Origin of the sequence: Prauserella oleivorans, assembly GCF_042685745.1 — a bacterium.
Taxonomy (GTDB): domain Bacteria; phylum Actinomycetota; class Actinomycetes; order Mycobacteriales; family Pseudonocardiaceae; genus Prauserella_A; species Prauserella_A oleivorans.
This window is the reverse complement of sequence record NZ_JBHUNT010000001.1, coordinates 2,184,223-2,199,980: the sequence shown is the minus strand read 5'-3', so window position 1 is coordinate 2,199,980 and position 15,758 is coordinate 2,184,223. Positions and strand designations below refer to the sequence as shown.

Genomic DNA, 15,758 nt, shown 5'->3' with positions numbered 1-15,758 from the left:
CCGGCCGCGTCAGACGTTGAAGCGGAACTCCACGACGTCGCCGTCGGCCATCACGTAGTCCTTGCCCTCCATGCGGACCTTGCCCGCCGCGCGGGCCGCCGCCATGGAACCGGCCTCGACCAGATCGTCGAACGACACGACCTCGGCCTTGATGAAACCGCGCTCGAAATCGGTGTGGATGACGCCCGCGGCCTGGGGAGCGGTGGCGCCCTGCGGGATGGTCCACGCGCGCGCCTCCTTCGGCCCCGCCGTGAGGTAGGTCTGCAGGCCGAGCGTGTGGAACCCGGCACGGGCCAGCGCATGCAGGCCCGGCTCCGGCTGGCCCACCGACTCGAGCAGCTCCCGCACGGACTCCTCGTCGTCGAGCTCGAGCAGCTCGGCCTCGACCTTCGCGTCCAGAAACACCGCGTCGGCCGGCTCCACCAGCTTGGCCAGCTCGTCCCGCTTGCCCTGGTCGGTGAGCACGCCCTCGTCGGCGTTGAAGACGTACAGGAACGGCTTGGCGGTGAGCAGGCTCAGCTCGCGCAGGCCGTCGAGATCGACCGCGTTCTGCGCGGCGAAGAGCGTGCGCCCGGAGTCGAGGATCTCCTTCGCGCGCTGGGTGTTCTCGAACGCCGGCCGCGCGTCCTTCTTGGTGCGAGCTTCCTTCTCCATCCGCGGCAGCGCCTTGTCGAGCGTCTGCAGGTCCGCGAGGATGAGCTCGGTGTTGATCGTCTCGATGTCGGACATCGGGTCGATCCGGCCGTCCACGTGGGTCACGTCGGGGTCGTCGAACACCCGGATGACCTGGCAGATCGCGTTGGCCTCGCGGATGTTGGCGAGGAACTTGTTGCCGAGCCCGGCACCCTCCGACGCGCCCTTCACGATGCCCGCGATGTCCACAAACGACACGGTGGCCGGCACGACTTTCGCCGAGCCGAACATCTCGGCGAGCTTGTCCAGGCGTGGGTCGGGCAGCGGGACGACGCCGACGTTGGGCTCGATCGTCGCGAACGGATAGTTCGCGGCGAGCACGTCATTGCGCGTCAGGGCGTTGAACAGGGTGGACTTGCCGACGTTGGGCAGCCCGACGATGCCGAGGGTCAAACTCACGACACGCAAGTGTACGTGCCGGTACCCGGGGCTTGCTCAGCCGTCGTCCCCGTCGTCGTTCTGGTCGTCCCGGTTGTCCTCCTGATTGTCGTCCCGGTCGTCGTTCTGGCCGTCGTCGTCTTGGTCGTTGTCGTTCTGGTCGTTGTCGTTCTGGTCGTCGTCCTGGTTGTTCTGGTTGTTGTTCGGATTGTTCTGCTGATCCTGTTGCCGGCCGCCACCGTCCTCCTGCTGGTTGCCGCCGCCGTCCTGCGGAGGAGCCGGGTCGTCACACGCCGAGACAACCCCGATCGCCCCCGCCGCCGCGGCGATCGCGACGAGCATGCGTAGTGGCCGCCGGTAGCTGTGCGCGCTCATGGCCTCGACGGTACGGGCAGCCTGTTCCGGACGCAGGTCCGTGATGTCCGATTTCCGCGAGCCGGGTCGCTGACCTCGCTGGCAGGATCGACGACATGACCCATTCGGCGGCTCCCGTGGCGGACCGGAGCATCTGGCGCGACAGCGAGCGGTGCTACCGCGCCGTCATGTCCCGTGACGCGCGGTTCGACGGCCAGTTCATCGTCGCGGTGCGCACCACCGGCATCTACTGCCGCCCGTCGTGTCCGGCCATGACCCCGAAGGCTCACAACGTCGAGTTCTTCCCCACGGCCGCGGCCGCACAGGCCCGCGGTTTCCGCGCCTGCCGCCGCTGCCTGCCCGACGCGGTCCCGGGCTCGCCGGAATGGAACGTGCGCGCCGACCTCGCCGCCCGCGCGATGCGGCTGATCGCCGAGGGAACCGTCGAGCGCGAGGGCGTGCCCGGGCTGGCCCGCAGGCTCGGCTATTCGGAGCGCCAGCTCGGCCGCGTGCTGACCGCCGAGCTGGGCGCCGGTCCGCTCGCGCTCGCCCGGGCTCACCGCGCGCACTCGGCCCGGTTGCTCATCGAGCTCTCCCCGCTCCCGCTCACCGAGGTCGCCTTCGCGGCCGGGTTCGCGAGCGTGCGCCAGTTCAACGACACGATCCGGGAGGTGTTCGCCAGCACGCCCTCGCAGTTGCGGACGGCGGCGGTCCGACGGGGTACCGCGGCGCGGCATCCTGACGGGTCGTCGGTCGCCGGCGCGCGGCCGGGCGGCGGTGTGCGGTCGCGCGACGGTGTGCGGTCGCGCGACGGTGTGCGGTCGCGCGACGGTGTGCGGTCGGGCGACGGTGTGCGGTCGGGCGACGGTGTGCCGGCGGCATCCGCGGCCACGGCCGCAGGCGTTCGCCACTCCGGCGCCGCTCGTCTCGTCGGAGCTCCGGGCGGCACCGGTACGGCCGGTACCACTCGCCCCGACGGAGCCGGACCGAGCCGGCCACCCCGCGCCGCGTCCGGCACGGCCGAGGTCGCCGGCGCCGGTTCCGGGGGCGGCATGTCGCAGCCCGACGACACACCTCACCCAGCTCGGGGCGCCGCCGGCGCAGCCGGAACCGACATCGCCCCACCTCCGGACGCCCTTCCCCCGGCGGGCACGCGGCTGAGTCTGCGCCTGCCGGTGCGTCCGCCGTTCGACGGCGCCGGCGTGCTCGCCTTCCTGGCCGCACGTGCCGTGCCGGGCGTCGAAGACGTCACCGACGGCTACCGCCGCACGCTGCGCCTGCCCCACGGCAGTGGCCTCGTCCGCCTGACGCCCATGGAGACCCACGTCCACTGCGATCTCCGGCTCACCGACGTGCGCGACCTCGGCAATGCCGTCACCCGGGTCCGCCGCCTGCTCGATCTCGACGCCGACCCGCTGGCGGTCGGCCACGTACTCCAGGCCGACCCGGTGCTCGCGCCGCTGGTCACCGCGACACCCGGAATCCGGGTGCCGGGAGCGGTCGACGGCGGGGAGCTCGTGCTGCGGGCCATGCTCGGCCAGCAGGTGTCGGTCGCCGCAGCGCGAACGGCCGCGGGTCACCTCGCGGCCGCGCTCGGCGATCCGGTACCGGCTGACAGCGGCGAACCGCACCTGCTGTTCCCCAGCGCGTCGGCCATCGCCGAGCACGCGCCGGACGTCCTGCGCGGACCGAGGCGCCGGGTCGAGGCGATCCGCACCGTCGCGGCCGCCCTGGCCTCCGGTGACCTCGACGTTCACGTCGGCCGTGACCCCGGCGAGCTCCGCGCCGACCTGCTCGCCCAGCCTGGCATCGGACCGTGGAGCGCCGACTACGTCGCCATGCGGGTGCTCGGCCACCCCGACGTCCTGCTCGACGGTGACCTCGCGCTGCGTAAGGGCGCGGCCGCCGTCGGCATCGATCCCAACGACCTCACCGACCGCGCCCAGGCATGGCGGCCATGGCGGTCCTATGCAGGCATGTATCTCTGGCGCGCCGCCGCCCACCCAGGAGGAAACCGATGAGCATCGCCCACTGGTCCACACAGGACACGCCGATCGGTCCGTTCACCGCGTTGGTCGCCACGGACGGGGCGGTGCTGGCGTCGGGCTGGACGGCCGGCCCTGCCGAACTCGTCGCGGTCATGTCGCCGCGGCTCCGCCCCGGCGAGCTTCGCGAGAAGCGGGACCTCGGGCCGGTCACCACGGCGGTGCGCCGCTACCACGCCGGCGAATTCGACGCGGTCGATCCCATCCCGGTCCGCCAGCTCTCGGGCGAATTCCTCCAGCAGGCATGGGACGTCCTGCGCACGGTGCCGGCGGGCAAGCCGGTGACCTACGGAGACCTGGCCGCCCTCGCCGGAAGACCGGACGCCATCCGCGCCGCCGCGTCCGCGTGCGCCCGCAACTCCGCCGCTCTGTTCGTGCCCTGTCATCGGGTGCTGCGGGCCGGCGGTGCACTCGGCGGCTTCCGCTGGGGCCTTCCCGTCAAGCGCTGGCTGCTGGACCACGAGGCCGCGGTCCGCTGACACGACCACGCCGCTGGCGCCCGGAGCCCGATGGACGGCACGGCTCGGAGCATGCGCGACTCACACCGGACCACGACACCCGGCGAGACGCGGCGTCAGGCGGGCCGGCGCGTCGACGGGCCGGCAACGCAAGCCGCCAGGCCACGACGACGGGGCGACGTACGCCGGTAACCGGTCGGCGCGTCAGGCGGCCACTGCTCCCTCCAGCTGCACCGACGAACCGGTGCGGGACTTGCGTACCCGCAACCGCGTCGGGATCCGCTGGCGCAGCTCCTCGACGTGGGACACCAGACCGACGACCCGGCCACCGGCACGCAACTCGTCGAGCACGTCCATGACCACGTCGAGCGTCTCGCCGTCGAGGGTGCCGAATCCCTCGTCCACGAACAGGGTGTCAAGGAGGGCGCCGCCGGTCTCCGCCGCCACGACGTCCGCCAGCCCCAGCGCGAGCGACAGCGACGCGAGGAACGACTCCCCGCCGGACAGGGTTTTCGCCGGACGCACCGTCCCGGAGTAGTCGTCGAGCACGTCCAGCCCGAGCCCGCCCCGGGTGCCGCGCGCCCCGGCGGCGTCGGAGTGCACGAACGAGTACCGCCCGTGACTCATCGACCGCAGCCGCGCCGTCGCCGCGACCGCGACTTCCTCGAGCCGCGCCGCGAGCACGTAGGACCGCAACGACATGCGGCGCGCGTTCTGCCCACGGCCGTTCACGACGTCGGTCAGCGCGTCCAGCTCGGCGTACTCCTCCTCGGCCGGGGCGAGCTCCGCCAGCGCCGAGCCGAGCTTCCCGACGAGTCCCTCGAGGTCTCGAGCCCGCTGGGTCTCCGCCTGCAGGGTGGCGGCCGCCGCCTCCGCCCGCGACCGGGCCAGCTCGGCGGCCGCCCGAGCCGACTCCACGTCGACGACATCGTCGGGTGACACACCCGCCAGTTCGGGCTCCGCCAGTACGGCGCGCGCGGTGGCTTCCGCGGTCTCGGCGTCGGCGAGTGCCCGCTCCAGCTCGGCGATGCGGGCCTCGGAGCGCGCGGCGTCGCGGGCGGCCTCGACCGTGTCGAACCCGGCCTGCCGCGCGGCGTCCCGCACGGCGGCGAGATGCTCGTCCAGCCTCGCCCGCGCGGCGTCGCACGCGGTGCGCGCGTCGGCGAGCGTCTCGAGCATCCCGACGACGGCGACCAGGTGGGCGCGCCGCTCGGAGACATCGGCGAACCCGCCCGCGGCCGCGTCCAGTCGCCGCTGCCGTTGCCGGACCTGGTCGTCGAGTGAGCGGCGCTGCTCCTCCGCCGTGGCTGCCGTCCGCTCGGCGGCGGTCCGCTCGGCCACCAATTCCTCGTGCTCGGCCTCGGCCGCGCGGACCAGGCCGTCGAGCTTGGCCTTCCGGGCGGCCAGCTCACCGAGCGTGGCGAGCTCGTCGCGCACGTCCCCGAGTGTGTGCGCGAGCTGCTCGGCCGTCCGGTCCCGAAGCCGTTCCCGAACCGCCGCCACGGCGCGGTCGGCCTCATGCCGTGCGGCTACGGCCTGGTGCCTGCGCTGTTCGGCGGTCTGCTCGCGCTCGGCGGCGGCGCGTTCCTCCGCCTCGCCCACCAGTGCGGTCGCGGCCGCCGGTGCGGGGTGGTCGGCCGAACCACAGACCGCGCACGGTTCACCGTCCCGGAGCCCCGCGGCCAGCTCCGCCGCCATACCGGCGAGACGGCGGTCGCGGAGATCGAGGAGCGCTTCCCGCGCGTTCTGGTGGGCGTCGACCGCTGCCTGCTCCGCCTCGAGGGCACGTGCGGCCGCACTCTCCAACCCGGGAAGCCGCTCGGCGTCGGCCAGCGCGGCGGCGAGTTCTGCTTCGCGTTCGCGCAGCCCGTCGAGCCGGACCGCTGCCTCCGCGGCCCGGTCGAGTTCTGCGCGCAGTTCCTTCAACCGTTCCGGGAGGCCTTCCAGCTTCTCGCCGAGCGCGGTCGCCTGGGCCGCGGCGTAGGTCGCGGTCTCCGCGAGATCACGCAGGCGGGTGCGGTCCCGTTGCTGCTGTTCCGCCTCCGCGACGAGCCCGGCCAGTGCGCCTGCCTCCTCGCGGAGCTCACCCGCGCGCCGCCGTACCACCGCGACCTCGCTGTCGACGCCGTCGACCCCCGCCGCGAGCAGCTCCTCACGCACGGCGGCCTCCGCGTCACGTGCCTGGTCGAACCGCACGCGCTGCCGGTCGGCCTCGGCCGCGAGCCCGGTGACAGTGGCCGCGCGCCGGGCGGCCGCGAGCTCCGCCTTCCACCCGGCCCGCCGGTCGGCTTCCTTCTCCAGCGCCGCGAGGCTCTCGGACGCGGCCCGAACCCGGCGTACCCGCTCGGCCGCCACCCGGCGTTCCTCCAACACGGCATCGGCCCGGTCCCGGGCCTGCGCGGCCTCCCGTCCGGCACGTTCGGCCGCCGCGACGGCATCGGCCGTCCGCATCCGCACGTCGTCGAGCCACGCGTCCAGGTCGTCGTCCGGCGCGTCCTCCTTGGCGACCTGAGCGATGCGGGCGACCCATTCGCGCACGACCTGCCGCCGCTGCTCGAGCTCCCGGCCCCGCGTGGTCCGCAGCTCCCGGAACCACTTCTCGGCCTCGGCGAAGCGCTGGGTGCCGAAGAGCCGTTCGAGCAATTGCTCACGTTCAGCCGTGTCCGCGCGCAGAAACCGGGCGAACTCTCCCTGAGGCAGGAGCACCACCTGGAAGAACTGTTCGGCGCTCATCCCGAGCAGCCGCTGCACGGTGCGGGACACCTCGTCGATCCGGGTGATCCCGTCGGCGGGCAACCCCGGTGGCGGCTCGCCGACCCAGCTCAACGACGCCTTCGCCTGCTGGGTCGTGAACCCGTCACCGCGCCGCTTCGGTCGCTGGTACTCCGGACTGCGCACCACCCGCAGCCGATGTCCCTGCACGGTCAGCTCCAGCGCGACCTCGGTCGCCGTGTCGTGATCGGCGAGGTCGCACCGCAACCGCTTCACCTGGCCACGCGCTCCGGGCACGGTGCCGAACAACGCGAACGCCACCGCGTCGAGCAGCGTCGTCTTCCCGGCACCGGTGTCGCCGTGCAGCAGGAACAGTCCGTCGGTGCCCAGCGCGTCGAAGTCGACCACCTCGCGGCTGGCGTAGGGACCGAAGGCACAGACCTCGAGCCGATGCAATCTCACCGGATATCACCGTCCTGGTCTGGATCGCTCTTGCCCACGGTCTCCAGCGCGGCGACCAGCAACGCCTGTTCCCGCTCGCTGGGCGGCGCGCCCCGGCAGTCGTCGAGGAAGCTGCGCGCGATCTCGGCGTCGGACCGCCCCCGCACCGCCTCGGCGTACCGGAGCACGGCCGGTGGACCGCCCTCGGGCTCCCAGTCCAGGTGCACGGCGTAGGGAAAGCGGTCGCGCAGCTTGCGCATGGCGTCCACCGGCCGCACGCGGTCGGTCAGCGTCGCGGACACGAAACAGTCCGCGAACTCGGCGTAGTCCGGAGACTCCAGCAACTCGGCGAGCATCCCCCGCATCGTCGCCAGCCTGCGCGGCACCGGGAAGTCGCGTCGTTCGACCCCGGCGAGGCCCGAACCGTCCACATCGACCAGCCACACCGATTTCCGTTGCGACATCTCGGAAAACGAATACGCCAGCGGGCTCCCGGAGTACCGGATCCGGTCGTCCAACGTCTGCGCGCCGTGCAAGTGTCCAAGCGCGACATAGTCGACACCGTCGAACACCGAACCCGGAACTTGCTCCACTCCCCCGACCGCGATCGTTCGCTCGGAGTCACAACCGACGCCACCGGTGACGAACGCGTGCGCGAGCACCACGGACCGGGTCCCGGCCGGCCGGCTCGCGAGGTCGTCGCGGACCCGGCGCATCGCCTCCGTGAGCACGCCCGTGTGCCCGCGAGCCTCCGGAGCGCCGAGCGCGTGCCGTGCGGTTTCCGGCTCCAGGTAAGGAATTCCGTAGATGGCGACCGGCCCGTGCTCGTCCTGCAGCACGACCGGCTCGCCGATGCCGGCGACCGTCGTGCGCAGGTGCAGACCGCCCGCCGCCGCGAAGTCGGCGAACGCCCCGAGGCGCGCCGCGGAGTCGTGGTTGCCCGGCGTGATGACGAGCTGGGCGCCCGCCTCGCGGATGCGCCTGAGCGCGCTCGTGGCCACCCGGACCGCCTCGGCCGAGGGCACGGCGCGGTCGTAGATGTCGCCCGAGACAAGGACGACGTCGACCGCCTCGTCGGCCACGAGGCCGGCGAGGTGACGCAGGACCGTGTCCTGCTCGGCGAGGAGATCGGCGCCGTGAAAGGTCCGTCCCACGTGCCAATCCGAGGTATGCAGCATCCGCACGCGATCAACGCTAGGACGGCGGGGCGACAGAACACCGCAACAACGACCGGCGTGTCACTCGAACGTGTGTTCGATCCGCGAGTGGGCGGATTTTGTCGGTGCCGTACGCCATGATGCGAGCAATCGATCACGTCGGTCGGACAGGAGAAAGGAGCGCTGCCCGTGGCTTCGACGGTGCTCGCCACAGCGGCCTTGGTCGTCGCGGTGCTGCTGGCGGGAGCGGTCGTCATGTTGTGGCGGCTGTATCAGGACGGCATGCGCAGGGCCGATGCGGCCGCGCGGCAGGTCGACGTCGAGCGGGCCCGGGTGGACGAGCAACAGGCGGCGCTGCGCCGCTACGAGGTCGCCTTCGCCTCCATCAGCGGCCGGGGCGAGCTCGGCGAGCAGGTGCTGGTGGAGACCGCTCGCGCGCTGGGCCTGCGGGAGGGCCTGCATTTCACGCTCCAGACCGATCTCGCGGGCGGTGGTGCGGCGAAGCCGGACATGGTGCTGCGGGTCGGCGGCGACCGGACCGTGCCGGTCGACGCGAAAGCGAGCCTGGCCTGCTGGGCGGAAGCGGTCGAGACGGACGATCCGGAGGAGCGACTCGACGCGCTGCGGGTCCACGTCCGCAATCTCCGGTCACGAGCGACGGAACTCGCAAGCAAGGGCTACCAGCGGTGGGCCGATGCGATCTACGGCACGGTGATGTTCGTCCCGTCGGACGCCGCCGTCGTCGCCGCGCTCGACACCGATCCGGAGTTGCTGCGCTGGATGCTCGACCGGCGCGTCTTCCTGTGCGGGCCGACCGGGTTCGCCGTCATCGCGTCGGCGGCCATGTTCGCGGCCACGGAACGGACCCTCGTGGAGGACGTGGAACGCGTGCGCTCGACCGCGGCCTCCGCTCATCGCGCGGCGGGCAACGCGGTGGATGCGGTCAATCTGTCCAGCACCCATCTGCAACGGTTCTTGTCCGCTCGCCGCAGGGAGCTCGAGGCGCTCGAGAGCTTCCGGGCGAGCGTGTCCCCGTTGACGGAGGCGGCCGCGAGCCCGGCCGCCGTGCCTGCGATCAGAAAGGGAGACGAACTGGCCGCGAACTGACGGAGCTCGACGAAAACGGACACCATGGTCCATACCAGTCGGCCATGGGTGGCGCAGGTGTGCGGTAGGCCACTTACGGGTGCAGTGCAGTAACGAAGCTGCGGAGCGGTAGTGGGTTTTCGATGCCTACCGGATACGGTGTTGCCTCGTGACCGCCATACGCGATCGCCGGAGCGATCCTGACGCCGCGAACGAGGACGCGCACATCCCGTGGGATGAGCGCGCGGCCCTCGGCGCCCGGCGCGGTCTGCCTTGGTGGGGAGCGGTGCTGCTCGCCTTCGGCACGGCAGTCGTGGGCGCCGTTCTGGACACCCAGATCAACGACGGGCTGAGCGTCCTGTTCCACGTGATCTACCTCATCGGCGCGGTGACCGCCGTCGGCGCGGTGCGCAGACGCAACCTGTTCGGCCCGATGGTGCAGCCGCCGCTGATCCTCGCCGTCACGGTGCCCGCCGTCGTGCTGACGGGTTCCGGACTGCCGGAGAGCAGCGACACGCTGGCCAAGTTGCTGGCCATCGGCACCCCGCTCATCAACGGCTTCCCGATGATGGCCGTCACCACCGCCCTCACCGTGGGCCTCGGGCTCTACCGCATGTACCGCGAGCGTGATCCGGAGGCGTCGGCGAAGCCGCGCGCCAAGGGCGCCCGGGCAGAAGGCACGCCGAAGAAGCGCCCCGACGACGCGCGCGGTGCCGCGAAGTCCGCCGCGGGCGAGGCGAAGCGGAAGCCCCCGGCCAAATCCAAGCCGCCCGAGAGCCGTGACGAGGGTCGCGCTGCGGGCCGGGGAGAACCACCGCGACGCGGCGGTCAGGGCACGCCGGGTGCCGCAGTGGCGGGCGCCGGCGCAGCAGGCGGACGTCGGCGCCCGGAGGATGCACCGCCGCCACGGCGTGCCCGGCCCGCGGACCGCGATCCCGGCCCGTCCGGCGGCACGCCGCCTCGTGAACGGTCCGGACGCCCGGCACGTCCGCCGCGGGTGCCGCCGGACGCCGCCGAACGCAGACGACGCCTCGAGGAGTGGCCGGATTCGATTCCGGGTCCTAAGCGACCGCGCCGTCCGCGCGGCGAGGAACCGCCACCTGGCCGTGGAGGAGCCGACCCGGGCCGTCCCGAGCGGCCGCCGCGCCGGCGCAGGCCGTGGGAGAACGACGGCTGACGGCTCGCCGCCACGGTTGCCGTGGCCTGTATGAGGCCGGTCCTTCCTGTCGGACGGAATGCCTCGCCCCAGGCGATAGCCGAACCAGCACCGTGGGCAGCGGGACCGGCGCCGGACAGCCGGACCGGGACCGAGCGTCCGGACCACAACCACGCAACGGGACCACACCGGGCAGCCGGACCACACCGGGCAGCCGAACAAGCACGGGAATCCGCGCCGGCACCCGCATCCGCAACGGACGGGTAGCCGGACCCCAGTAACGCCAGCCGGAGGCCGTGGACCGTGACCGGCCGGACCCGCCTTACCGGACGCTGCTGCCCGGCGCCTTACGGACGCTGCTGCCGCCGCCTTACCGGACGCTGCTGCCGGCGCCTGCCCTCAGCTCACGCGGCAGCGCGAACGAGATCTTCTCGTTCGCCGTGGTGACCTCCTGCACGTCGGCCCAGCCGCGGTCGGACAGCCACTGCAGCAGCTCCATCACCAGCACATCCGGCACCGACGCGCCACTGGTGACGCCTACCGTCTCGACGCCGTCCAGCCAGGACTCGTCCACCTCGTGTGCGTAGTCGACCAGGTGCGCCCGGCGAGCACCCGCCTGCAGAGCGACCTCCACCAGGCGCTGCGAGTTCGACGAGTTACGCGAGCCCACCACCAGCACCAGGTCACACTCGGCGGCCATGGCCTTGACGGCCACCTGACGGTTGGAGGTCGCATAGCAGATGTCGTCGCTCGGCGGGTCAGCGATCTCCGGGAACCGCGCCCGGAGCTGCTCGACGCGCTCCATCGTTTCGTCCACGCTCAGCGTCGTCTGCGAGAGCCACACGACCTTGGACGGATCGCGGACCTGCACCTTGTCGACGTCCTCGGGCGTGTCGACAAGCTGGACGTGTTCGGGCGCTTCGCCCGAGGTGCCCTCGACCTCTTCGTGGCCCTCGTGGCCGATGAGCATGATGTCGAAGTCGTTCCGGGCGAACCGGTTGACCTCCTTGTGCACCTTCGTCACGAGCGGGCACGTCGCGTCGATGGTGCGCAGGTTTCGCTCCTCCGCCTCGGCGCGCACCGCGGGCGACACCCCGTGGGCGGAGAACACGACCAGCCCACCCTCGGGCACCTCCGAGGTCTCGTCGACGAAGATCACACCACGTTCCCGCAGCGTGTCCACGACGTGGCGGTTGTGCACGATCTCCTTGCGCACATACACCGGCGGGCCGTACATCTCGAGCGCCTTCTCGACCGTGATCACGGCCCGGTCGACTCCGGCGCAGTACCCGCGCGGCTTGGCCAGCAGAACGCGCTTACCACCGGTTCCGGCCGCGCCGTCACGCGCGTCGATCGATTCGCTGGTGGCAGGCTCTGTTCCGGGACTCGCTGCACTCATACCTCAAGGGTACGGGCCGAGCGGATGCGACAAGACCCGAGACGACCTCATGGGACGCGCGACACGCATCGTCCCGGCCCGCTGGGCAGGACGCTCCATCTGCGGCACGCTAGGGGCATGAAGCATCTCCCGTTCCCGCTGCGGGTAGCCGCCGGCCTCGCCGTCACGACGGTCGAGCGGGCTCGCGACCTGCCGAAGCAGCTCATCGAGCTGCCGGTGACGGTCGCCAGCCAGGTCCTGCAGACGTCCATGCGGGTCCAGCAGCACGTCACCGAGCTCGCCATCAAGGGTGACGACGCGCTGGCGTCGCTGCGCCCGGCGGACGAGGAGCCGAGCTGGGCGACCTTCGACGAGGACATCGACGACGACCAGGACGTCCCCGGCGCCGCGGCACCGACGACGAACGGTGCGGCCGGACCCGCGACGGCCTCCTCGTTCGACGACCCGTGGGGGGCCGAGTCGCGGGCACTCGGCGAGGAACACCGCGAAGGCGAGTTCGACAGCCCCGGCGCGCCGGGTTACGCGCCGGCCGGCGTCACCGACTACGACGAGCTCACCTTGCCGCAGCTGCGTACCCGGCTGCGCCACTACACGCTGGCCGAGCTGGAGGAACTGCTCGCCTACGAGCGCGACCACGCCAACCGGCCGTCGTTCACCGGCATGCTCACCCGCCGCATCGGCAACGTCCGGGCGGAACTGCACGACGGGGCGGGCAGCGCCGACACCGGAGGGGGCACGGCCGAGCGGTGAGCACCGAACCGGCCACCCGGTCGGCGGGCCAGCCGTCGACCGCGGAGAATCCCTGGCCCGTCCGCACGGTCGCGCGCAAGATCGCCGAATGGATCCACCGGCTCGGCGCCGTGTGGGTCGAGGGCCAGGTGACCCAGATCTCGGCCAGACCCGGCACGCAGACCGCGTTTTTGACCCTGCGCGACCCGGCCGCCGACGTGTCGATGTCGGTGACGTGCCCGATGCGGCTGCTGCGCTCCATCGACCCGCCGTTGCGGGACGGCGCCAGCGTCGTCGTGCACGCCCGGCCCACGTTCTTCCTCGGCCGCGGCAGCCTCAGTCTGCGGGCGAACGAGATCCGCGCGGTCGGCATCGGTGAGTTGCTGGCCCGGATCGAACGGCTGCGCAAGCTCCTCGCGGCCGAAGGCCTGTTCGCGCCCGAGCGCAAGCGCCCGCTGCCGTTCCTCCCGCGCGGCGTGGGCCTCATCACCGGCCGCGCGTCGGCGGCCGAACATGACGTACTCGTCAACGCGCAGACCCGCTGGCCCGCGGTGAAGTTCCACGTCGTCAACACCGCCGTGCAAGGCGTCAGCGCGGTTCCTCAGATCGTCCGCGCACTCTCCACCTTGGACGCCGATCCGGACGTGGATGTGATCGTCATCGCCCGTGGTGGTGGCAGCGTCGAGGACCTGCTGCCGTTCTCCGACGAGACGCTGTGCCGGGCGGTCGCGGCCGCGGGAACGCCCGTGGTGAGCGCCATCGGGCACGAGCCGGACTCGCCGCTGCTCGACCTCGTCGCCGACCGGCGTTGCTCGACACCGACCGACGCGGGCAAGACCGTCGTGCCGGACGTCCGCGAGGAAACGGCGCGGGTGCACCAGCTCCGCGACCGCGCGCGGCGCGCGTTGCACGGCTGGGTCGACACCCAGTGCAGGCTGCTCGACCAGCTCCGCAGCCGTCCGTCGCTCGCCGACCCGCTCGGGCCCGTCGAACGCCGGGCCGCGGACGTCACGACGTACGTCGAACGCGGCCGACGCGCGATCCTCACCACACTGACCCACGAGCAGAGCGCGCTGACGTCCGCGCGGGCGCGGCTCACGGCACTGGGACCCTCGGCGACACTCGAACGCGGCTACGCCGTCGTGCAGTTCACCGACCCGGAAGGCAACCTCCGGGTGCTGCGATCCGTCTCCGATGTTGCCGAGGGCACCCCGCTGCGCGTGCGGGTGGCCGACGGCGCGATCACGGCGACCACCCACGCACGCGAGGAGTGATGGTGTGCACCAGGGCACGTTCCTCCCGCTGACCAGGGAGGCAGCCGAGCACGCCTGCCGCACCGCCACGGACGATCACCACGATCGGGCGGTCACGGTGCGCCGCCGTGCGGCGGAGGCCGACACCGCCGCCGCGGACTGCTGGACCGCGTTGCTGGCCGGGTGCGGCTCCGTGGGCCCCGCCGAGCTGGTGCCACGGCTGCGTAGATTGTCCGAGGCGACCTCGCTCTACGCCGGGACGCGCTGGTGGTTCGCCGAAGGGTCGGCGCATCGCAGGCGCGTGGCGCTCGCCCAGTCGCAGCTGGAGGAGGCGATCGCGGACGGCGACGGCGGCGAGTTCGCCAGGGCGTTCATCGGGTACGACCACGCGATGGCCAGCGCGGTAGTGTGCGCGCAGGGCACCACAGCATCGACGACGTGAGGCGGCAGACGGACACCGTGAGCGAACCGGACGGCGACCTGACCAACCTCGGCTACGAGCAGGCACGGGACCAACTCGTCGAGGTGGTACGCGAGCTCGAGGCGGGCGGGCTGTCACTGGAGCAGTCGCTCGCGCTGTGGGAGCGCGGTGAGAAGCTGGCGAGGCTGTGCGAGAGGCACCTCGAGGGAGCCCGGGAGCGCATCGAAGCCGCGCTGGCTACGGTGGAGGACACGTCGGACGAGGACACCGAGGAGGCGGCCGGCTCCGCCGGCGGCGACTCGGAGTGACGTCCGTGATAACTCCATGAACGCAGGCTCGCGCAGACTGTAGTCAGTCCGACTGTAGTCACGTCAACGCCGCGTCGACCGCGTCGAAGATGCCATCCGGGAGGCCACCATGACCGCCAGCCAGCCCAGCAACACGCCGAGACGAGTCGAGGCTCCGGACCGCAACCTCGCGATGGAGCTGGTGCGCGTGACCGAAGCGGCGGCGATGGCCGCGGGCCGCTGGGTCGGCAAGGGCGACAAGAACGGCGGCGACGGCGCGGCGGTCGATGCGATGCGTCAGCTCATCGGAACCGTGTCCATGCGCGGTGTCGTCGTGATCGGCGAGGGCGAGAAGGACGAGGCGCCCATGCTGTTCAACGGCGAGGAGGTCGGCAACGGCGACGGACCCGACTGCGACGTCGCCGTGGACCCGATCGACGGCACCACCCTGATGTCGAAGGGCATGCCGAACGCGCTCGCCGTGCTCGCCGTCGCCGAGCGGGGCGCGATGTTCGACCCGTCCGCGGTGTTCTACATGGAGAAGCTCGCGGTCGGCCCGGAGGCGGCGGGGGTGGTCGACCTGTCGGCGCCGATCGCCGAGAACATCCGCCGGGTCGCCAAGGCCAAACACAGCGGTGTCTCCGACGTCACCGTGTGCATCCTCGACCGCCCGCGGCACGAGTCGATCGTCAAGGAGGTCCGGGAGGCCGGCGCGCGCATCCGGTTCATCAGTGACGGTGACGTCGCGGGCGCCATCGCGGCGGCCCGGCCGACCACCGGTGTCGACATGCTGCTCGGCATCGGCGGCACCCCCGAGGGCATCATCGCGGCCTGCGCGTTGAAGTGCCTGGGCGGTGAGCTGCAGGGCAGGCTGTGGCCGAAGGACGACGCCGAGCGGGAGAAGGCGCTCGCCGCGGGGCACGACCTCGACCGCGTGCTCACCACCGACGACCTCGTGCGCGGCGACAACGTGTTCTTCTGCGCCACCGGCGTCACCGACGGTGATCTACTCCGGGGCGTGCACTATCGTGCGGGCGGCGCGACGACGCAGTCGATCGTGATGCGCTCCAAGTCGGGCACCGTCCGGATGATCGACGGCTATCACCGGCTCACCAAGCTGCGGGCGTACTCCTCGGTCGACTTCGACGGCGCCGCGGACCAGGACGTCGTACCCCCGATTCCCTGATGC

Annotated in this window: 14 protein-coding genes; 9 read left to right on the top strand and 5 right to left on the bottom strand. The window is 72.3% G+C overall.

Translation table 11 applies throughout. From position 1 onward, the window contains the following. Nucleotides 1-9: 9 nt before the first annotated feature. Nucleotides 10-1,092, bottom strand: coding sequence for a redox-regulated ATPase YchF (ychF, locus tag ACFSZT_RS10905; protein WP_377384274.1), 1,083 nt, complete (start codon nt 1,090-1,092; stop codon nt 10-12). Between the two features lie 36 nt (nt 1,093-1,128). Beyond that, nucleotides 1,129-1,446, bottom strand: coding sequence for a hypothetical protein (locus tag ACFSZT_RS10900; protein WP_377384272.1), 318 nt, complete (start codon nt 1,444-1,446; stop codon nt 1,129-1,131). Between the two features lie 95 nt (nt 1,447-1,541). Between ACFSZT_RS10900 and ACFSZT_RS10895 the strand changes: the two genes are divergently transcribed. Both ACFSZT_RS10895 and ACFSZT_RS10890 read left to right on the top strand, forming a co-directional pair. After that, nucleotides 1,542-3,446 (top strand): DNA-3-methyladenine glycosylase 2 family protein, encoded by a 1,905-nt coding sequence (locus ACFSZT_RS10895; protein WP_377384269.1) that lies wholly within the window; start codon nt 1,542-1,544, stop codon nt 3,444-3,446. Further along, nucleotides 3,443-3,949, top strand: coding sequence for a methylated-DNA--[protein]-cysteine S-methyltransferase (locus ACFSZT_RS10890; RefSeq protein WP_377384266.1), 507 nt, complete (start codon nt 3,443-3,445; stop codon nt 3,947-3,949). Before ACFSZT_RS10895 ends, ACFSZT_RS10890 begins: the two co-directional genes overlap by 4 nt. 183 nt (nt 3,950-4,132) lie before the next feature. Here ACFSZT_RS10890 and ACFSZT_RS10885 read toward each other — a convergent pair whose 3' ends face one another. Both ACFSZT_RS10885 and ACFSZT_RS10880 read right to left on the bottom strand, forming a co-directional pair. Further along, nucleotides 4,133-7,102: an AAA family ATPase gene (locus ACFSZT_RS10885; RefSeq protein WP_377384264.1), complete on the bottom strand. Its 2,970-nt coding sequence runs from the start codon at nt 7,100-7,102 to the stop codon at nt 4,133-4,135. Next, on the bottom strand, nt 7,099-8,265 hold the full coding sequence (locus tag ACFSZT_RS10880; protein WP_377384261.1) for an exonuclease SbcCD subunit D: 1,167 nt from the start codon (nt 8,263-8,265) through the stop codon (nt 7,099-7,101). Before ACFSZT_RS10880 ends, ACFSZT_RS10885 begins: the two co-directional genes overlap by 4 nt. A 162-nt stretch (nt 8,266-8,427) precedes the next feature. On the opposite strand from ACFSZT_RS10880, the gene ACFSZT_RS10875 reads away from it, so the two are divergent. Further along, a complete protein-coding gene (locus ACFSZT_RS10875) occupies nt 8,428-9,345 on the top strand; it encodes a DNA recombination protein RmuC (RefSeq protein ID WP_377384259.1) in 918 nt (305 codons plus the stop codon). A 148-nt stretch (nt 9,346-9,493) separates the two neighbouring features. Beyond that, nucleotides 9,494-10,501 (top strand): DUF6542 domain-containing protein, encoded by a 1,008-nt coding sequence (locus ACFSZT_RS10870; RefSeq protein ID WP_377384256.1) that lies wholly within the window; start codon nt 9,494-9,496, stop codon nt 10,499-10,501. Nucleotides 10,502-10,850: 349 nt separating this feature from the next. Here ACFSZT_RS10870 and ACFSZT_RS10865 read toward each other — a convergent pair whose 3' ends face one another. Further along, entirely contained in the window at nt 10,851-11,879 is a 1,029-nt protein-coding gene (locus ACFSZT_RS10865) for a 4-hydroxy-3-methylbut-2-enyl diphosphate reductase (protein WP_377384254.1), read from the bottom strand. Nucleotides 11,880-11,996: 117 nt separating this feature from the next. Here ACFSZT_RS10865 and ACFSZT_RS10860 point away from each other — a divergent pair, with 117 nt between their 5' ends. The 5 genes from ACFSZT_RS10860 (at nt 11,997) to glpX (ending at nt 15,755) form a co-directional block, all read left to right on the top strand. After that, nucleotides 11,997-12,629: a lipid droplet-associated protein gene (locus tag ACFSZT_RS10860; RefSeq protein ID WP_377384251.1), complete on the top strand. Its 633-nt coding sequence runs from the start codon at nt 11,997-11,999 to the stop codon at nt 12,627-12,629. Continuing rightward, nucleotides 12,626-13,882, top strand: coding sequence for an exodeoxyribonuclease VII large subunit (gene xseA / locus ACFSZT_RS10855; RefSeq protein ID WP_377384248.1), 1,257 nt, complete (start codon nt 12,626-12,628; stop codon nt 13,880-13,882). The genes ACFSZT_RS10860 and xseA overlap by 4 nt, the downstream gene beginning before the upstream one ends. A gap of 4 nt (nt 13,883-13,886) precedes the next feature. Beyond that, complete coding sequence (locus tag ACFSZT_RS10850; RefSeq protein ID WP_377384245.1) at nt 13,887-14,303, top strand: hypothetical protein; 417 nt, start codon at nt 13,887-13,889, stop codon at nt 14,301-14,303. A 17-nt stretch (nt 14,304-14,320) separates the two neighbouring features. Continuing rightward, nucleotides 14,321-14,590 (top strand): exodeoxyribonuclease VII small subunit, encoded by a 270-nt coding sequence (locus tag ACFSZT_RS10845; RefSeq protein ID WP_377384436.1) that lies wholly within the window; start codon nt 14,321-14,323, stop codon nt 14,588-14,590. Between the two features lie 109 nt (nt 14,591-14,699). Next, nucleotides 14,700-15,755: a class II fructose-bisphosphatase gene (gene glpX / locus ACFSZT_RS10840; protein WP_377384243.1), complete on the top strand. Its 1,056-nt coding sequence runs from the start codon at nt 14,700-14,702 to the stop codon at nt 15,753-15,755. Nucleotides 15,756-15,758 lie beyond the last annotated feature (3 nt).